Source organism: Actinomadura nitritigenes (genome assembly GCF_017573545.1).
Lineage (GTDB): Bacteria > Actinomycetota > Actinomycetes > Streptosporangiales > Streptosporangiaceae > Spirillospora > Spirillospora nitritigenes.
In genome coordinates this window covers 17700-35046 of sequence record NZ_JAGEOK010000051.1, presented here as the reverse complement: position 1 = coordinate 35046, position 17347 = coordinate 17700, and the positions used below count along the sequence as shown (strand labels likewise).

16 protein-coding genes and 1 pseudogene are annotated in these 17347 nt (G+C 74.7%); 9 read left to right on the top strand and 8 right to left on the bottom strand.

Translation table 11 applies throughout. The features are described 5' to 3' along the window. Nucleotides 1-18 precede the first annotated feature (18 nt). From J4557_RS45215 to J4557_RS45205, 3 genes are all read left to right on the top strand, one after another. Nucleotides 19-435: a cold-shock protein gene (locus J4557_RS45215; protein ID WP_307800580.1), complete on the top strand. Its 417-nt coding sequence runs from the start codon at nt 19-21 to the stop codon at nt 433-435. Nucleotides 436-561: 126 nt separating this feature from the next. Next, nucleotides 562-1887: a magnesium transporter MgtE N-terminal domain-containing protein gene (locus tag J4557_RS45210; RefSeq protein WP_208273454.1), complete on the top strand. Its 1326-nt coding sequence runs from the start codon at nt 562-564 to the stop codon at nt 1885-1887. After that, entirely contained in the window at nt 1884-2372 is a 489-nt protein-coding gene (locus J4557_RS45205; protein ID WP_208273452.1) for a DUF1003 domain-containing protein, read from the top strand. The genes J4557_RS45210 and J4557_RS45205 overlap by 4 nt, the downstream gene beginning before the upstream one ends. A 91-nt stretch (nt 2373-2463) precedes the next feature. Here the strand turns inward: J4557_RS45205 and J4557_RS45200 are convergent, their stop codons facing one another. Then, nucleotides 2464-2919: a MarR family winged helix-turn-helix transcriptional regulator gene (locus J4557_RS45200; RefSeq protein ID WP_307800579.1), complete on the bottom strand. Its 456-nt coding sequence runs from the start codon at nt 2917-2919 to the stop codon at nt 2464-2466. 132 nt (nt 2920-3051) lie between these two features. Here J4557_RS45200 and J4557_RS45195 point away from each other — a divergent pair, with 132 nt between their 5' ends. Beyond that, nucleotides 3052-4191: an Mrp/NBP35 family ATP-binding protein gene (locus J4557_RS45195; RefSeq protein ID WP_208273450.1), complete on the top strand. Its 1140-nt coding sequence runs from the start codon at nt 3052-3054 to the stop codon at nt 4189-4191. Between the two features lie 75 nt (nt 4192-4266). On the opposite strand, the gene J4557_RS45190 is transcribed toward J4557_RS45195, so the two are convergent. From J4557_RS45190 to sigE, 5 genes and pseudogenes are all read right to left on the bottom strand, one after another. Then, complete coding sequence (locus J4557_RS45190; RefSeq protein ID WP_208273448.1) at nt 4267-4617, bottom strand: sec-independent translocase; 351 nt, start codon at nt 4615-4617, stop codon at nt 4267-4269. A gap of 94 nt (nt 4618-4711) precedes the next feature. Then, nucleotides 4712-6460 (bottom strand): S1C family serine protease, encoded by a 1749-nt coding sequence (locus J4557_RS45185; RefSeq protein WP_208273446.1) that lies wholly within the window; start codon nt 6458-6460, stop codon nt 4712-4714. 143 nt (nt 6461-6603) lie between these two features. Beyond that, nucleotides 6604-7797, bottom strand: a complete 1194-nt coding sequence (locus J4557_RS45180; RefSeq protein ID WP_208273445.1) for a sigma-E factor regulatory protein RseB domain-containing protein — start codon at nt 7795-7797, stop codon at nt 6604-6606. Next, complete coding sequence (locus J4557_RS45175) at nt 7794-8396, bottom strand: anti-sigma factor family protein (protein WP_208273443.1); 603 nt, start codon at nt 8394-8396, stop codon at nt 7794-7796. The genes J4557_RS45180 and J4557_RS45175 overlap by 4 nt, the downstream gene beginning before the upstream one ends. Nucleotides 8397-8691: 295 nt before the next feature. Beyond that, nucleotides 8692-9297, bottom strand: a pseudogene (gene sigE / locus J4557_RS45170) (RNA polymerase sigma factor SigE); the annotation flags it as partial. A 253-nt stretch (nt 9298-9550) separates the two neighbouring features. On the opposite strand from sigE, the gene J4557_RS45165 reads away from it, so the two are divergent. Both J4557_RS45165 and J4557_RS45160 read left to right on the top strand, forming a co-directional pair. Continuing rightward, the gene (locus J4557_RS45165) at nt 9551-10153 is read left to right on the top strand and encodes an O-methyltransferase (protein WP_208273441.1); all 603 of its coding nucleotides are present in this window, start codon (nt 9551-9553) and stop codon (nt 10151-10153) included. Nucleotides 10154-10363: 210 nt separating this feature from the next. Continuing rightward, complete coding sequence (locus J4557_RS45160) at nt 10364-10957, top strand: hypothetical protein (RefSeq protein WP_208273439.1); 594 nt, start codon at nt 10364-10366, stop codon at nt 10955-10957. Between the two features lie 57 nt (nt 10958-11014). On the opposite strand, the gene J4557_RS45155 is transcribed toward J4557_RS45160, so the two are convergent. Continuing rightward, nucleotides 11015-12475 carry a leucyl aminopeptidase gene (locus tag J4557_RS45155; protein WP_208273437.1) on the bottom strand — a complete coding sequence of 487 codons (1461 nt, stop codon included), beginning with the start codon at nt 12473-12475 and terminating at the stop codon, nt 11015-11017. Between the two features lie 116 nt (nt 12476-12591). Continuing rightward, nucleotides 12592-12759: a DUF3117 domain-containing protein gene (locus J4557_RS45150; RefSeq protein ID WP_083946426.1), complete on the bottom strand. Its 168-nt coding sequence runs from the start codon at nt 12757-12759 to the stop codon at nt 12592-12594. Nucleotides 12760-13114: 355 nt separating this feature from the next. Here J4557_RS45150 and J4557_RS45145 point away from each other — a divergent pair, with 355 nt between their 5' ends. The 3 genes from J4557_RS45145 to J4557_RS45135 all read left to right on the top strand — a co-directional run bounded on the left by J4557_RS45145 (nt 13115) and on the right by J4557_RS45135 (nt 17345). Further along, nucleotides 13115-13900, top strand: coding sequence for an enoyl-CoA hydratase-related protein (locus tag J4557_RS45145; protein WP_208273436.1), 786 nt, complete (start codon nt 13115-13117; stop codon nt 13898-13900). Nucleotides 13901-13995: 95 nt separating this feature from the next. After that, entirely contained in the window at nt 13996-14760 is a 765-nt protein-coding gene (locus tag J4557_RS45140; protein WP_208273435.1) for an ABC transporter ATP-binding protein, read from the top strand. Nucleotides 14761-14765: 5 nt separating this feature from the next. Further along, nucleotides 14766-17345 carry an FtsX-like permease family protein gene (locus J4557_RS45135; protein ID WP_208273434.1) on the top strand — a complete coding sequence of 860 codons (2580 nt, stop codon included), beginning with the start codon at nt 14766-14768 and terminating at the stop codon, nt 17343-17345. Nucleotides 17346-17347 lie beyond the last annotated feature (2 nt).

Below are 17347 nucleotides of genomic sequence, written 5' to 3'. Positions count from 1 at the left end.
GAGAGTTGGTCGGTTCTGGTGCGTACTGGACGAGTTCTGCGGTTCGACGGGGTGCGCGGCTACGGGTTCATCGTCCCCGACGGCGGCGGTGACGACGTGTTCGTCCACGCCAACGAGGTGCTGGACGACAAGTCGGGCCTGACGCCCGGCACGACGGTCGAGTTCGAGACGGTCGACAGCGAGCGGGGCCCGAAGGCGTTCGGCGTCCGCATCCTGTCCCGGGCGTCGTCCTCCACCTCGTCGTCGCCGCGGCAGTCGTCGTCCTCCCAGCTGCTGGACGAGGGGCTGTGCGACGTCCTCGAACCGGCGGAGCTGCGCGAGGACATCACCGAGCTGCTGCTGTCCGGGACGCCCGACCTGACCGGACGGCAGATCGTCAGCATCCGGGAGAGCTTCCTCGGCTTCGCCAAGAAGCACGGCTGGGTCGAGGCCTGACGTCCGCGGCGCGGTCCGCCGGGGCCCGGAACGCGACTTCCGGCACCGCCGTTTCACCCGCCGGTCACCGGCGGGCCCCCGTGCCCGCACCGAATCGCCCGGTAAGACCTGGGTAGTGTCAGGCCCATGAGCGGAGCTCCGACACGCGTGTTCATCGCGCGGCTCGCCGGGATCGCGGTGTTCGACCCGGCCGGCGACCAGGTCGGCCGGGTCCGCGACGTGGTGGTGGCGCTGCGCCTGGCCCCCCGGCCGCCCCGGGTGCTCGGCCTCGTCGTCGAGGTCGGCCCCCGCCGCCCGGTGTTCGTGCCGATCACCCGGGTGCAGGTCATCGAGGCCGACGCGATCATCTTCGACGGCCGGCTGAACATGCGGCGGTTCAGCAAGCGCGAGTCCGAGACGCTCGTCATCGCCGAGATGCTCGACCGCACCGTCCGGCTGTGCGAGACCGGCGAACCCGTCGCCGTCGTGGACGTGTCGATGGAGCCGACCCGCACCCGCGACTGGCTCGTCGGCAAGATCGCCGTCCGCCGGGGCGGGGCCCGCGGGCTGCGCCGCGGCCCCGGGCTGCGCCGCCGCGGCGAGAGCCTCGTCGTCGACTGGGACGACGTCGAGGGGTTCTCCGCCGTCGAGCACGGCCAGGGCGCCGCCGGGCTGATCGCCGCGTTCGGCCAGATGAAGGCCGCCGACCTCGCCAACATCGTGCACGAGCTGCCGGCGAAGCGGCGCACCGAGGTCGCCGCCGCGCTCGACGACGAGCGCCTCGCCGACGTCCTGGAGGAGCTGCCCGAGGACGATCAGATCGAGATCCTCGGCAAGCTGGAGGCGGACCGGGCCGCCGACGTCCTGGAGGCCATGGGCCCCGACGACGCCGCCGACCTGCTGGGCGAGCTGCCCACCGAGCAGCGCGAGCAGCTGCTGACGCTGATGGAGCCGCAGGACGCCGCGCCCGTCCGGCGGCTGCTCACCTACGAGGACTACTCCGCCGGCGGCCTGATGACCACCGACCCGGTGATCGTCCCGCCGGACGCGACCGTCGCCGAGGCCCTCGCGCTGATCCGCAACCCGGACCTGAACCCGGCGCTGGCCGCGCAGGTGTACGTGTGCCGGGCGCCGACCGCCACCCCGACCGGCCGCTACCTCGGCACCGTGCACTTCCAGCGGCTGCTGCGCGAACCGCCGCCGACCCTGGTCAGCGGCATCTGCGACACCGAACTGGACCCGCTGCGGCCCACCATGACCCTGGAGGCCGTCGCGATGGTCCTGGCCACCTACAACCTGGTCGCCGCGCCCGTGGTGGACGAGAACGGGCACCTGCTCGGCTCGGTGACCATCGACGACGTCCTCGACCACCTGCTGCCCGAGGACTGGCGGGAGACCGCCATGGACGCCGCCGCCGAGACGTCCGCGGATCCCGAGGAAGAGGCACTCCGGGGCGCCGAGGGGGCGAGATGACCACACGTCTGGACCAGCCGCGCGAGATCCGCCGGACGATCGTGCCGCGGCCGCACTACGACCCCGAGTCGTTCGGCCGGCTGTCCGAGCGGTTCGCCCGGTTCCTCGGGACCGCCCGGTTCCTCGTCTACATGACGGTGTTCATCGTCGTGTGGATCGGCTGGAACTTCCTGGCGCCGCCGGCGCTGCGGTGGGACCCGTACCCGTTCATCTTCCTGACGCTGATCCTCTCGCTGCAGGCGTCCTACGCGGCACCGCTCATCCTGCTCGCCCAGAACCGGCAGGACGACCGGGACCGCGTCCAGTACGAGCAGGACCGCTCCCGCAACGAGCGCAGCATCGCCGACACCGAGTACATCTCCCGGGAGATCGCCGGGCTGCGGGTCGCGCTGAGCGAGGTCGTCACCCGCGACTTCCTGCGCTCGGAGCTCCAGCAGATCATCCGCGAGCTGGACGCCAAGGACCAGCACCCGACGCTGTCCTAGCCGACGCCGTCCCGGCCGTCCCGGACCGGCGCCGCGGGCCACCGCCCGCAGACCACCGCCCGCAGACCACCGCCCGCGGCCCGTGGCCCGCTCAGACGGTCTCGTCGGCCAGCTTGTCGAGGATGTCGCCGAACGTGCGCAGGTCCGGCTCGTCCAGCCGGCTCAGCACGTACTCGCGCACGCCCTGCCGGTACGTGGGGGTCGCATCCGCCAGCCGCGCCCGGCCCGCCGGGGTCAGCACCGCGTACAGGCCCCGCGCGTCGCTGGTGCAGGACTGCCGGACGACCAGCCCGTCCCGCTGCAGCCGGTCGACCAGCCGGGTCAGCCCGCTGCGCGACAGCAGCACCCGGTCGGCGAGATCGTTCATCCGCAGCCGCCCGTCCGGCGCCTCACCGAGATGCATCAGCACGTCGTAGGAGCCCAGCGCGAGATCGTGGTCGGCGAGCAGGTCCGCCTGGAGACGGCGGGAGATCTGGACCTGGGCGCGGAGCATCGTGCGCCACACCGCCAGCTCGGTGGGCGACATGGTGCTGGACTGCGATGTCACCCCCCGATGTTACGGTGCCGGGGGCCGCGGGCGAAGGGGCCGAGGGCGGGTGTCGCGCGTCCCCGCGCGCGCCCGGTGTGAGGTCCGGCACCCGATTGGCCGATACCGCCGCGGGGTTCATACCATGGACGCATGGCCCACCAGTTGACGACCGAGCAGGTGACCGCGGCCCTCGCCACGGTGAACGACCCTGAGATCCGCAAGCCCATCACCGAGCTCGACATGGTCAAGAGCGTCGACATCGCGGCGGACGGCACCGTCCGCGTCGGCGTGTACCTGACCGTTGCCGGATGTCCGATGCGGGACACCATCACCAAGAACGTCACGGAGGCCGTCTCCAAGCTCGACGGGGTCACCTCCGTCCAGGTCGACCTGGACGTGATGAGCGAGGAGCAGCGCAAGGACCTGCAGACCAAGCTGCGCGGCGGCGAGCCCGCCAAGGAGATCCCGTTCGCCAAGCCGAACTCGCTGACCAAGGTGTACGCGGTGGCGAGCGGCAAGGGCGGCGTCGGCAAGTCCTCGGTGACCGTCAACCTGGCCGCGGCCCTCGCCGCGCAGGGCCGCAAGGTCGGCGTGGTCGACGCCGACATCTACGGCCACTCGGTGCCGCGGATGCTGGGCGTCACCGACGCCCCCACCAAGGTCGCCGACATGATCATGCCGCCGTCGGCGCACGACGTGAAGGTCATCTCCGTCGGCATGTTCACCGCCGGGAACCAGCCGGTGGTGTGGCGCGGTCCGATGCTGCACCGGGCCCTGCAGCAGTTCCTCGCCGACGTCTACTGGGGCGACCTGGACGTCCTGCTCATGGACCTGCCGCCCGGCACCGGCGACATCGCGATCTCCGTCGCGCAGCTGCTGCCGTCCGCGGAGATCCTCGTGGTCACCACCCCGCAGCAGGCCGCCGCCGAGGTCGCCGAGCGCGCCGGCGCGATCGCCGCGCAGACCCACCAGCAGGTCGTCGGTGTGATCGAGAACATGTCGTACCTCGCCTGCGCGCACTGCGGCGAGCGCCAGTACATCTTCGGCGAGGGCGGCGGGCAGACCGTCGCCGACGCCCTGGCCCGCACCCTCGGCACCAAGGTCCCGCTGCTCGGCCAGGTCGAGATCGACCCGCGGCTGCGCGAGGGCGGCGACAACGGCGTCCCGCTGGTGCTCGCCGACCCCGACGCCGGCGCCGCCAAGGAGCTGCGCACCATCGCCGACAAGCTCGCCGGCCGCAGCCGCGGCCTCGCCGGCATGTCCCTCGGCATCTCCCCCAAGGGCCGGTAGCCGAGCATCCGCACGTAGGTACGCGAAAGGCCCCGCCGATGGCGGGGCCTTTCGCGTACGCCGGGACCTGCGGGGTCAGGTCGCCTCGTTGTCGAACGGCGGGCGTTCGCCGTAGTCGAGGGCCGCAGGCGACGACGGGACGTAGGACGGCTCGTCGTCGTCGAAGAGCTTGCCGTTCAGGAAACCGTCGTCGTCCTCGAACAGGTGCTTGCGGACGAACGTCTTGGGATTCAGGTCGGCGATGTCGAAGTCCTTGAACTCCGGGCCGAGACCCGCCTCCAGGTCCGCCTTGGCCGAGTTGGCCATCTGGCGGAACTGCCGCAGCATCCGTCCGGCCTGCCCGGCGACCTGGGGCAGCTTGTCACCGAAGATGACCAGGGCGAGGACGACCAGCACCGCCATCTCGCCGAGTCCGACGTCGAACAACCCGTCCTCCACAAGCCACCGGGGACCGGCCCTGCGCGGACCGGCCCCCCCAGCGTATCCCCAGCCGGGATGAACCCGGCCTTAACATCCCGCGCTACGAGCCGAGCGTGACCTCCACGGTCGTCTCCTTGCCCCCGCGCTGGTAGGTGACCTTGATGCGGTCACCGGGCGCGCGGCTGCGGATCTGCGCGATCAGGTCGGTCGCGTCCTCGATCGGCTGGTCGTCGACCTTGGTGATGACGTCGCCGGGCTTGAGGCCCGCCTTGTCGGCCGGGCCGCCCTTGGTCACCGGGTCCTGGCCCTGCGCGGGCTGCTGCATGATGCGGGCGCCGCCCTGCTGGTACTGCGGGTCGGGCAGCACGCCGAGCTTGGCCATCTTGACCTGGCCGGTCCTGATGATCTCCTCGGCGACCCGCTTGCCCTGGTTGATCGGGATGGCGAAGCCGAGGCCGATGCTGCCGCTCTGGCCGCCCCCGCCGAGCGACTGGCCGCCGAGCGTGGCGATCGCGGTGTTGATGCCGATCACCCGGCCCTTGGCGTCCACCAGCGGGCCGCCCGAGTTGCCGGGGTTGATCGCGGCGTCGGTCTGGATCGCGTTGAGGTAGGACGCGTCGCCGCCGCCCTCGCCCTGGGTGGGCACCGCGCGGTTCAGCGAGCTGACGATGCCGGTCGTCACCGAGCCCTGCAGGCCGAGCGGCGAGCCGATCGCGATCACCGGGTCGCCGACGGCGAGCTTGGTGGAGTCGCCGAGCTGCAGCGCGGGCAGCGAGTGCTGGCCCTCCACCTTCACCACCGCGACGTCGGAGGACGGGTCGGAGCCCTTGACCGTGGCGGGCAGCGTCTTCTTGTCGTTGAAGATCACCTGCATCTGGGCGCCCTGGCGGGCCTCGGACACCACGTGGTTGTTGGTGACGATGTAGCCGCCGTTGACGATGAAGCCGGTGCCGCCGACCTCGCCCTGGGACGACTCCACGCGGATCATCACGACGCTGGGCAGCACCCGCTGCGCGACGCCCGCGACGGAGTCCGGCGGGCGGCTCTGCACCTTGCTGTCGCTGCCGCTGCCGCCGCCGAGGCTGACGGAACCGCCGCTCCCGTCGCCGTCGTCGGTGGCGATCACCCCGATCCCGGCGCCGACGGCCCCCGCCACCAGCGCGACGATCAGCGCCACGATGGCCAGCAGGCCGAGGCCGGGGCCCCGGCCGGACGACGGCGGCGGTGCCGGGATCGGCGCCCAGTTCGGGCCGGTCCCTGGCGTTCCGGGCGTCCCGAACGCCCCCATCGGGCGGGGTCCGCCTGGAGGCGGCGGGCCCATCGGCGCCCCGGGGGGCGGCGGGCCCATGGGCGGGCGGCCGCCGGGAGGCGGCGGCCCCTGCTGCCAGCCCCCGTACGGCGGCTGGCCGTGCATGGCCCGCGGATCCTGGTCATAGGGGACGAATCCGGGCCGCGGACGCTGGTCCTGGGGCCCGTCCATCAGCTGCGGGTCGCCCATCGGCTGGGGCTCGCCCATCGGCTTGTCCAGCGGGACCGGGGGCGGCGGCTGCGGCATGTCGCGCGGGGGCGCGTCCTGCAGCGGCACCTCCCGGGGCGCGTCGTCCTGCGGCGGGGCGTCGGCGCGCGGCGCGTCCGGCGGGGCGAACCCGCCCGCCCGCTCGGCTCGCCCGCCCGCCACGAGACGGTCGGTGCCGCCCGGCTCCCGGTCCGGCTCGGGCTCCGCCGCCGGCGTCTCCGCGGGGATCTCCTGGTCGGTCACCGTCTCGGGAGGAGCCGCCGCGTCCTGCCGCTCAGGCTCCTGCCCGGGAACGGCGTCCTCGTCCCCCGGCCGGCGGTTGTCTTCCGTCATCCCCATCTCTCCTACCGAGCATGGTCTCGTCATCCGTGCTCATCGTGCCGCCCTGGGCATGTGGCGAGCGTAAGGCAGAACCGCCCCGCACCGCCCCTCGGGTCCTCCCGCTTTGGACGGACTTGGGCGTTCCCCGGTTCAGCTCACTTGAACGGGTCCGCGGCCGAGGCCAGCCGGCGCGCGCCGCGCGCCAGCCGCGTCCAGAACGGGTCGGGAGCGCGCGGCAGGTCGAAGGCGACGGCCTCCGCCGTGCTCTGCGGCGCGTCGGTGAGGACGGTGTAGACGTAGCCGCCGCCCGCGGTGACGGCCCAGCGGCGCAGCGACTCGCGGCAGAACACCGTCCGGCCCCGCCGGACGACCTTCTTCCACCCGTTCAGGGACCCGCTCGGGAGGTCGCCGCGCTGCACGAACACCGACACCGAGGCCAGGCCGTCGGAGTAGCTGAGGTGGACGGCGCCGCCCGCCTCGCGGCGCGCGTCGTAGAGGGTGAGGTGGCCGGGCAGCCGGTCGGGGACGGGCCAGCCCCGGCGCTTCAGGCCGTCGAGGGCGCGGGCGTCGAGCGGCACCTCCAGGATCGAGGTGGCCGCGCTGTTGGGGGCGGCACTGTTAGGGGCGGCGCTGTTGGGGGCGGCGTTGGCGCTCGTCGGGCCCTCCGCCTCGGTCCCGGTGGCGCCCGGGGCCTCGGTGACGGCCGGGGCGTCCACGGCGGAGCCGCGGGTGCGGCCGGGGCGCGGCGCGACCCCGCCGGCGGCCGGGACGGCGAAGCTGATCTCGGTGAACCCGCTGGTGATCACCGGGTGGCCGGTCGCGTCGATCAGCTCCCGGTGCAGCATCAGGCCGGTCTCGGCGTCCAGCCAGAACCGGCCCGCGGCCGTGCCGTCCTGCCGGCGGGCCTCCACCACGCAGGCGCGGCGGCCGAGGACGGACGTGTCGGGCTTCCGCACGACGGTGTAGTTGCGGGTCAGCAGGTCGAGCGTCCGCTTGGTGAACCCGGTGGTGTCCCCTGCGGACGCGTCAGGGAGGTAGCCCTCCGCCCCCGCGGGCGAGGTGTAGCGGACGCCGTCGCCGGGCGTGTGCACGGCGGTGACGCGTGACGTGGCGGACCGGCCGCGGTTCCAGGTCGTCAGGAAGCGGCGCCCCTCGTAGGGGACGCGGCGCGCGGCGTCGGCGGCGGCGCGCAGCAGGCCGACGGCGCCGGGGTCGCTGCGGGCGCGGCGCGCGGCGCCCGGGTCCCCGGCCAGCCCCCAGACGAGGGCCACCGCCCCGGCGAGGCCGCCGGCGATGAGCGTGCGGCGCCGTCCCCGGCGGTGGCAGGCCGTCGAGGGCGTCCCGGTCACGGCCCGGGGGCGGTCTTGATCTGGTTCGCCGGGTCGGTCAGCGGGTCGGTGACGGGCGCGTCGCCGGTGGTCAGCGCGTGCTCGACGGCGAACCGGTCGAAGGCGGGGGTGACGGTCGGGGCCTGCTGGCGGCCGCCCGCCGCGTAGGAGGCGGTGCCGAGCCCGATAAACAGGGTCGCGGCGCCCACCACGAGGTAGCGGCGGCGGTGCCGGGTCAGTCCCGCGGCGCGGGCGCCCGGCCGGGTGTCGCGGGGACGGCCGGCGGGCGCCGTCCGGACGGGACGGGCGGATGATCGCAGCGGCCGGGCGGGCGGCGCGGGACGCATCGGCTGGGTGGTCGCGGGCGGCTCCGGGGCGGAGCCGGCGTCCGCGCCCATGGAGCGCAGGCGGTTCAGGAAGTCGCCGGACGGCAGGTCGTCGGCGCCGTCGGAGGCGGGGACCGCGCTCAGCCCGCGCAGCCGGCCCTTGACGCGGCGCAGCTCGTCGGCCTCGGCCCGGCAGGCGGCGCAGCCCGCCAGGTGGGCGAGGGCGCGGTCGCGCTCGGCGGGGTCCAGCTCGTCGTCGATCAGAGCGGTCAGGCGCTCACCAAGGCAGCTCACTCGGCCTCCTCACGCAGGGACGACCCCCCGCGCCCCCCGGCGGCCCCCGGATGGATGCCCTTGCTACGCCTGGTCATGACGCCCCTGTTCGTTCCGTTCTCCTCCGCGCGCGGCCCCGCTGCCACGCGCGCGGTCGCTACACGCCCTCCGGCTGCGGCCGGATGTCACCGGCCGTGCTCGGGTCGGCGCCGTCGGCTGCCCGCACGCTACCGGTGCCGGAGATCGCCGCATCGGCCCGCTCCCCCACCGCGGCGGCCTCGGTGGACTGCCAGTCGTTGCGGGTCCCGGGGCGGCGCCGGGTCGGCGCCCGGTGCTCCAGCGCGGCCCGCAGCTGCGCCCGTCCCCGGTGGATGCGGCTCCGCACCGTGCCGAGCTTGACGCCCAGCGTCGCGGAGATCTCCTCGTAGGACAGGCCCTCGATGTCGCACAGCACGACGGCCGCGCGGTACTCGGGGGCCAGCGCGTCCAGCGCCGCCTGCACGTCGGCGTCGAAGTTGGTGTCGTCGAACGCCTGCGCGGGCGTGGGCTCGCGGCCCTGCAGCCGCTCGGCGGCGTCGTCGGCGAGTCCCTCGAAGCGGATGCGCTGGCGGCGCCGCGCCATGTCGAGGAACAGGTTCGTGGTGATCCGGTGCAGCCAGCCCTCGAACGTGCCGGGCGTGTAGTTCGACAGCGAGCGGAACACGCGGACGAAGACCTCCTGCGTGAGGTCCTCCGCGTCGTGCTGGTTGCCGGTCAGCCGGTAGGCGAGCCGGTACACGCGCGCGGAGTGCTCGCGGACGACCTCGTCCCATGACGGCGGCGCCCATTCGGCCTCGGGGGCGTTCTCCCGCGCGGCGTTTCCCAGCCCCTGCCTGGGGCCGACCCCCACAGCGCCTCTAAAACTCAGTGCTGCGACTCCCATGGTGCCGGGCTGTTCCTCTCTGGTGAGCCAAGACTCTTCGCCTTGGAACGGCACGGTCTCGCCTGGGCTGGGGCGGTTCTGGACCGGTTCGGTGCTCGTGGCTCCACCCACCGGACGGCAGGTGCTTACGTCTGCTGCAACGCGCTGGAACTCCGGATGGTTCCCGGTCAGCGATATGGTCTTTCCAGCATGAGCCAGGCGGGGGTCCCGCGAGGAGGCAGCCATCGACGCCATTCAGGCCACCCTGGCCTACGTGGAGGATTTCCTCCCCGAAGACGAGCCACTGCTGGAGGCCCGGCGGCGCGGCCACGAGATCGGCGCGACCCCGATCGGCCCGGCGGGCGGCGCCGCGCTGCGCTTCCTGGCGTCCCTGCTGGGCGCCCGGACGGTCGTGGAGGTCGGCTCGGGCTGCGGGGTGTCCGGCGTGTACCTGATGCGGGGGATGCCGAAGGACGCGGTGCTGACCAGCGTCGACATCGAGCCCGAGCACCAACGGCTGGCGAAGCTCGCCTACCGCGAGGCGGGGCTCTCCGCGTTCCGCACCCGGATGATCATCGGTCCGGCGCTGGAGGTGCTGCCGCGGCTCACCGACGGCGCCTACGACATGGTCTTCTGCGACGCCGCGAAGTACGAGTACCCGGAGTACCTGTCGGCGGCGCTGCGGCTGCTGCGGCCGGGCGGCGTCGTCGCGTTCGACAACGCGCTGTGGCACGACCGCGTCGCCGACCCGGACGTCCGCGACCCCGAGACCGAGGCGATCCGCGAGGTGCACCGGGCGATCCGCGACGACGAGCGGCTCGTTCCCCTGCTGGTCCCGGTGGGCGACGGCCTGCTGTGCGCGGTGAAGCGCGACTGACCGGTGGCCGGAGTGGAGCGCCAGCGGAACGGGGAACGCCGGTCGGCCGGCCTTTCCGCAGGGCCTGGGGGGTCGTCGCCCCAGGAGGGCGCCGACCGGCCTCCAGCCTCTGAGGACGCCCCTGAGACCGCCGCCGACGCCCCCGGGGAGCCGGCGGGCCCGGAGCCCGGCTCGGGCCCGGCCGAGCCGGAGCGGGGGGCGGCGCCGGACGTGCCCGCCGAGGTATTCGCGGTACGCGACCGCGTGACGTGGCGGGCGGTCTGGCGGCTCACCGCCTTCCTGATCCTGTTCGTGGCGTCGATCGGGTTCGTCGCGGGCGGCGTGATCCGCGGCGCGGGCGTCGGCAGCATCACGTTCATGGTGATCGGCGTCGCGGGCTTCCTGCTGTTCGGCGCGGGCCTGGCCGTCTCGCTCGGCGGGCTCGTCGCGCGCCGCCCCGTCCTGGAGCTGGACGCCTCGGGGGTGCGGCGGCCGGCGCGCTGGCCGCTGCCGCGCCGGGCCGGGCGGCTCCTGCCGTGGGACGAGGTGGCGGCGATCACGGCGCTGCGCCGCGGCGTCCCCGGCACCCGCCGCGGCGAGCAGGACTACGTGGTGTTCCTGCCGACGCCCGAGCTGGCGGAGATGGCCCGCACGTCCGACCGGCCCGTCCTGGTGGCGCTGACGATGCGGGACGTCCCGGCGACGGCGGCCGCGGTGCCGTGGTGCTTCGCGGTCGGCCCCGGCTGGGACGCGGCCCTCCCCGGGATCGTCAAGGAGGCCCGTCGCCGCCGCCGCGTGCCCGTCATCGACCGCCGCACCCGCTGACGGCGTGCGGCGCGTCATCGGCGGCCCGTAACGGCACCGCGCGCACGTCGCCGCAGGTCAGGCGGTGAGCCAGTCGAGGAGGAGGCGGGTGCCGTAGCCGGTGGCGCCGCGGGTGACCTCGGCGTCGTCGGCGGTGGCCCGGCCGGGCCCGGCGATGTCCAGGTGGGCCCAGGTGCGGTCGCCGACGAACTCGCGCAGGAACAGCGCCGCCGCGATCGCGCCGCCGTTGAAGCCGCCGCGGCCCATGTTGCTGACGTCGGCGACGTCCGAGTCGATCGCCTCGCGGTAGTCGTCGACGAGCGGCAGCCGCCACAGCGGCTCGCCCGCCGCGGACCCGGCCGCCGTCAGGGCCCCGGCGAGGGCGTCGTCGTTGCTGAACAGCGCGCCGTGCCGCAGGCCCAGCGCGACCTTCGCGGCGCCGGTGAGGGTCGCGACGTCCACGACCGCGTCGGGGTCGAGTTCGGCGTCGGCGTAGGCGAGGGCGTCGGCGAGGACGAGCCGCCCCTCGGCGTCGGTGTTCAGCACCTCGGAGGTCTTGCCGCCGAAGTGGGCGATGACGTCCCCGGGCCGCATCGACCCGCCGGACGGCATGTTCTCCGCGGCGGCGACCAGGCCGGTGACGCGGGCGCGGACGCCGAGGCCGCGCAGCGCGCTCATCACGGCGATGACCACGCCGCCGCCCGCCATGTCGGTCTTCATGGTCTTCATGCCGTCGTTCGGCTTGAGCGACAGGCCGCCGCTGTCGAACGTGATCCCCTTGCCGACGAGCACGACGTGCCGGTCGGGCGTCCCTTCGGGTGCGTAGGACAGCTCGATCAGGCGGGGCGGCCGGGCGGAGCCCGAGCCCACCGCCAGCAGGCCGCCGAACCCGCCCTCGACCAGCTCCTTCTCGTCCCGGACCCGGACCGTCAGGCCGGCCTCGCGGGCGACCTCCTCGGCGCGGGCGGCGAGCCAGGACGGGTCCTTCTCGCCGGACGGGGTGTTGGTGAGGTCGCGGGCGAGGGCGGTGGCGCGGGCCCGGGCGGTGCCGCGCTCGATCGCGGGCGCGTCCGCGTCGGGCCCGGCCTCGGTCAGCACGGCGAGGGTGCCGAGCGGGCGCTTGGGCGCGGCGGCGCCGATCCGGAACTCGTAGGAGGCGAGCAGGGCGCCCTCGACGAAGGCGGCGAGGTCGCCGGAGGGGACGCCCGCGACGAGGGCCGCACGGCCGCGGCCGCGGCGCGCGAGGGCCGCACCGGCCTTGCGCAGCTCCGCGGGGGTCGCCTCGCCCACCCCGTACAGCAGCAGCTCGCGGAGCTCGCCGCCGACCTGGACGGGCGCGGCGACGATCTCGCCCGCCTCGCCCTTGGCGCCGTGCAGCGCCAGCAGCTCGTCCAGCGTGAACGGCAGGGGCTTCGCGACCTCGGCGTCCGGGGCGACCGGGCCCGAGCGGACGGGGACCGCCACCGCCTCCGCCCCGAGGTCGACCGCGGTGCCGGTCACGGTGCCGCCGGCGCCGTGGATGCGGGTCTCGATGGGCATGGCGACGGATCCCCCCTGAGCTGAGCTTTTACCGGATGGTGCGGTGTTCGGGAAACGGCGACGGTCCCGGCGAGCACGCCGGGACCTTCGCCGGAGAGCCGGGAACGGCGGAGCCGTCAGCCCACGACGCCCTTGAGGGCCTCGCCGAGTTCCTTGGCCTCGTCGGCGGAGAGCTCGACCACAAGGCGGCCGCCGCCTTCGAGCGGGACCCGCATGACGATTCCGCGCCCCTCCTTGGTCACTTCGAGCGGACCGTCTCCCGTCCGCGGCTTCATCGCCGCCATGCGTGCATCCCCTTCCTGCCTAAAGGCCCCGCTTGGGGCCGTTTGGAGCCTCCGGGCACCGTTGGCCGCGTGGCCGCCTGTCGCATCCGCGTCATCAGTAGTGGTCCATTATCTCGTCTCCTGGGCGCGAAGTGGTAACGATCAGCCTCCAGATCGGAGGACTGCAGGCGTACGGGGCACTCCGGCGCTGATCGACCGGCACCGGGCCGGTCGGCGGGAGCGAGGCGGAAGGACCGGCACCAAGGCCGCAGGACGGTCACTCCGGGTGCGCGGGAACGGGACCGCACTTGCCCGCCGCGCCCCGGTTCGTCGATGGTTGCCGGGGAAGATCTACCGAGGACCGGGAGGGTGCCGCATGTCCGAGACCGTGCTGTACGACGTGACCGACGGTGTGGGAACAATCACACTGAACCGTCCGGAGGCGATGAACTCGCTGACGGCGGAGATGAAGGGCGCGCTGCTGGAGACGGTCCGGCGCGCGGCGGCGGACACGTCGGCCCGCGCAGTAATCCTCACCGGCGCCGGGCGGGCCTTCTGTGCAGGTCAGGACCTGCGCGAGCATGCCGACAACCTGGCGGCCGGCAAGGGGCTCGACGGCACCGTCACCAAGCACTACAACCCGATCGTGCTGGCGCTCGCGGGGATGGCGAAGCCGGTCGTCGCGGCGGTGAACGGGGTGGCGGCGGGCGCGGGCGCGGCGCTGGCGTTCGCCTGCGACCTCGCGGTGGCCGCCGACACGGCGAAGTTCGCGACGGCCTTCACCGGCATCGGCCTGGCGCCCGACAGCGGCATGTCGTGGACGCTGCAGCGGCTGGTCGGCCGCTCGAAGGCGGCGGAGCTGCTGCTGCTCGGCGACCCGCTGAAGGCGCCCGAGGCGCTGGAGCTCGGCCTGGTCAACCGGGTCGTCCCGGCGGACGAGCTGGCCCCCGCGGCGGTGGAGCTGGCGCGGCGCCTCGCGGCCGGCCCGACCGCGGCGTACGCGGCGGTGAAGCAGGCGCTCGCCCACGCGGCGACGCACGACCTGGCGTCCGCGCTGGAGCGCGAGGCCGTGCTGCAGGACGAGTGCGCGGCGACCTCCGACCACCAGAACGCGACCGAGGCGTTCCTGAAGAAGCAGAAGCCCGCCTTCGAGGGCCGCTAGGGGCTCCACGCGCGCGCGGGGTGGGGGCAGCCCCACCCCCGTTTCTGGAGCGCGCGCCAATGTGCCGGAGGGCCCGCGGCGGTTGGCTTGAGGGCATGAAACCAGCATCCGCCGCACCGCCCGCGGGGCAGGTCCGCGATCACGTCGCCGTCGCGTCCGGCCTGGTCAAGTCGTACGGGACGGGCGACGGCGCGGTGACCGCGCTGCGCGGCGTCTCGGCCTCGTTCCCGCGCGGCCAGTTCACCGCGATCATGGGGCCGTCCGGCTCCGGCAAGTCGACCTTCCTGCACTGCCTGGCCGGGCTGGACACGGTGACGTCCGGCTCGGTGCTGATCGGCGGCGTGGAGATCACCGGGCTGTCCCGGACGCGGCTGACCAAGCTGCGCCGCGACCGGCTCGGGTTCGTGTTCCAGTCGTTCAACCTGCTGCCGATGCTGACGGCGGAGGAGAACATCCGGCTGACCGGGCGGCTCGGGAACCGCCGCACGGACCGGCGGTGGTTCGACACGGTCGTGGACGCGCTGGGCCTGCGCGAGCGCCTCGGGCACCGGCCGAGCGAGCTGTCCGGCGGGCAGCAGCAGCGCGTCGCGGTCGCGCGGGCGCTGCTGACCCGGCCCGAGGTGCTGTTCGCCGACGAGCCGACGGGCAACCTCGACTCGCGCTCGGGCGCGGAGGTGCTGGGGTTCCTGCGCTCGGCGGTCGACTCCTACGGCCAGACCGTGGTCATGGTGACGCACGACCCGGCCGCCGCCGCGCACGCCGACCGGGTGCTGTTCCTCGCCGACGGGATGATCGTCCACGAGCTCGCCGGGCCGACCATCGACCAGGTGCACGCCGTGATGCGCCGGATGGGCGGCTGATCCCCATGTGGCTCATCGCGCGACGCTCGTTCACCGAGGGCTGGCTGCGGCTGGCCGCCACGATGCTCGCGGCGCTGTTCTCCATCGGCCTGATCGCCGGCTCCCTGCAGTTCACGCTGCGCGCCCAGGAGGCCGTCTCCGGCAGCGACGCGAGCGAGTACGCGCGCGCCGACGTGCTCGTCCAGGGCGGCTCGGTCGACCCCGACGACCCGTACGCGGTCCCGGACGGCCGGGTCGCGCTCGCGCGGGTCACGGGTCGGCCAGGCGTCGCCGCCGTGGCGGGGGACGCCTCCGTCCCGGTGACCGCGAGCGGCGCCGGCCACAAGACGATCATGCCGCCGGCCGGGGCGCGGACCCTGCTGCGGCCGTGGACGTCCGAGGCCGCGCTCAACCCGTACCACCTGGAGTCCGGGCGCGCGCCCGCCGCCGGCGGCGAGGTCGCGATCACCCGGCACGCCGCCCGCGCCGGGAAGCTGGGCACCGGCGACACCATGACCGTCATGACGCCGAGGCAGGCCCTCACGGTGAAGGTCGTCGGCATCGTCACCGTGCAGGGGCACGGCGCCGTCGCGAGCGGCGACCTGATCCTCGCGCCGCCCCCGACCGTCCAGCAGGTCGCCGGGCTGCCCGCCGGGACCTGGCAGTCCGCCTGGGTGAAGGCCGCGCCCGGCGTGGCGCCCGCGAGGCTGCGCGGCGAGCTGACCCGCGCACTCGGCTCCGCGGCGACCGTCCGGACGGCGAGCGGCGTCCGGCACGCGCAGTCCGCCGACCTCCAGGGCACCGGGGCGTCCGTCGGCGGCGCCATCGGGATGCTCTCGTCCGTCGCGGTGTTCGTCGGCCTGTTCGTGGTGTCCAACACCTTCGGCACCCTGGTCCGGCAGCGGACCCGGCGGCTCGCGCTGCTCGGCGCGATCGGCGCCACCCCGCGGCAGATCAAGCGGCTGATCCGGCTGGAGGCGCTCGTCCTCGGCATCGTCGCGTCGGCCGGCGGCGTCCTGCTCGGCTACGCCGTCTCCGAGCTGCTGACCAGGCTGTTCGCGCAGGACGGCTTCGACGTCACCGCCGCCGACGCGCAGTACGGCTGGATCGCCCTCGCCGTCCCGGCCGCCGTCGGGATCCTCGTCACCCAGCTCGCCGCGTGGCGGGCCGCCCGGAAGGCGGCGCGCATCTCCCCTATGCAGGCGCTCAGGGCGGCGAGCGCCGACACGACCGGCCGCCGCTGGCCCCGCCTCGTCGGCGCCTTCGCGGTCTTCGCCTGCGCGTGGATGTTCTTCGGCCCCGTCTGGGCGATCCGCGCCGAGGAGCCGCCCGGCCCCGACCGCACCGTCGGGATCGCCGTGCTGATCCTGATGGGCTGCATGACGACGGTCGCGGCCCTCGCCGTGCTCGGCCCGTTCTTCGTCGGCCCCCTCGGCGGCCTGGTCGGGCGGATCGGGATGGCCGTCAGCGGTGAGGCCGGGCGGCTCGCCCGCGCCACGATCACCCGCAGCCCGCGCCGCGTCTCGTCCGCCGCCTCGTCGCTGATGCTCGGCGTCGCCCTCGTCGGCGCGACCGCGATGATCGTGATGTCGGCGAACGGCCGCTTCGACGAGGCCGGACGGCAGGTGATGCGGGCCGACCACGCCATCGCCGCGACCGGGAGGACCGCCGACGGACCGGCCCCGCTGCCCCGCGACCTCGCCGCGAAGGCCGCCGCCGTCCCGGGCGTCGCGCACGCCGCCGCCCTCACCGCCTCCCAGGTCAAGCTCGTCTCGCCCGAACCGAAGTCCGGCGGCGACGACGGCGGGTCGCCCTACATCGCCGTGACCGGCGTGGACCAGGGCGCGCTGCCGTCCGTGCTCCGGCTGGGCGGGCACCTGCCGGCGCTGCCGGACGGGCGGATCGGGCTCACGTCCACGATCATGAAGGCGAAGGGCCTGCACGAGGGCCAGCGGATCGTGGTCCGGGGCGCGCGGGGCCGCGTCCCGCTCACCGTCGCGGGCGCCTACCACGACCCGTCCCACTTGTTCGCCGACGGCGCGCTCGTCGCCCCGTCCACCATGGACCGCCTCGACCCGGACGCGGCCGCCCAGGCGATCCTGGTCAGCGGCGGGTCCGCGGAGGCGCTGTCGCGCGCGGTCGCGGGCCTGCCCGGCGTCGAGGTCATGGACAGGGGCGCCTACGTCGAGCGGGCCGCGAGCTCGATGACCAAGGGCATGAGCGTCGTCTACGGGTTCATCGGGATGTCGCTGGTCCTGTCGCTGTTCGGGATGGCCACGACCGTCTCGATGAGCGTCGCCGAGCGGACCCGCGAGTTCGGCCTGCTCGGCGCCGTCGGCGCGACCGTGACGCAGATCAGGGCGATCGTCCGCTGGGAGGCCGCCACGGTCGTCCTGCTCGGCGGCCTCCTCGGCATCGGCGCCGCCCTCGGCACCGTCGCCGTCCTGCACGCCGGGACCGGCAGCTCCTTCCTGACCCCGGACCCGCCCTGGTGGCTGTTCGTCCTGGTCGCCGCCGGCGCCGCCGCCGTCACCCTCGCCACCTCGGCCCTCCCCGCCCGCCGGGCCTCCACGATCCCCGTCCTGGAGGCCGCCAAGGCCGAGTGACC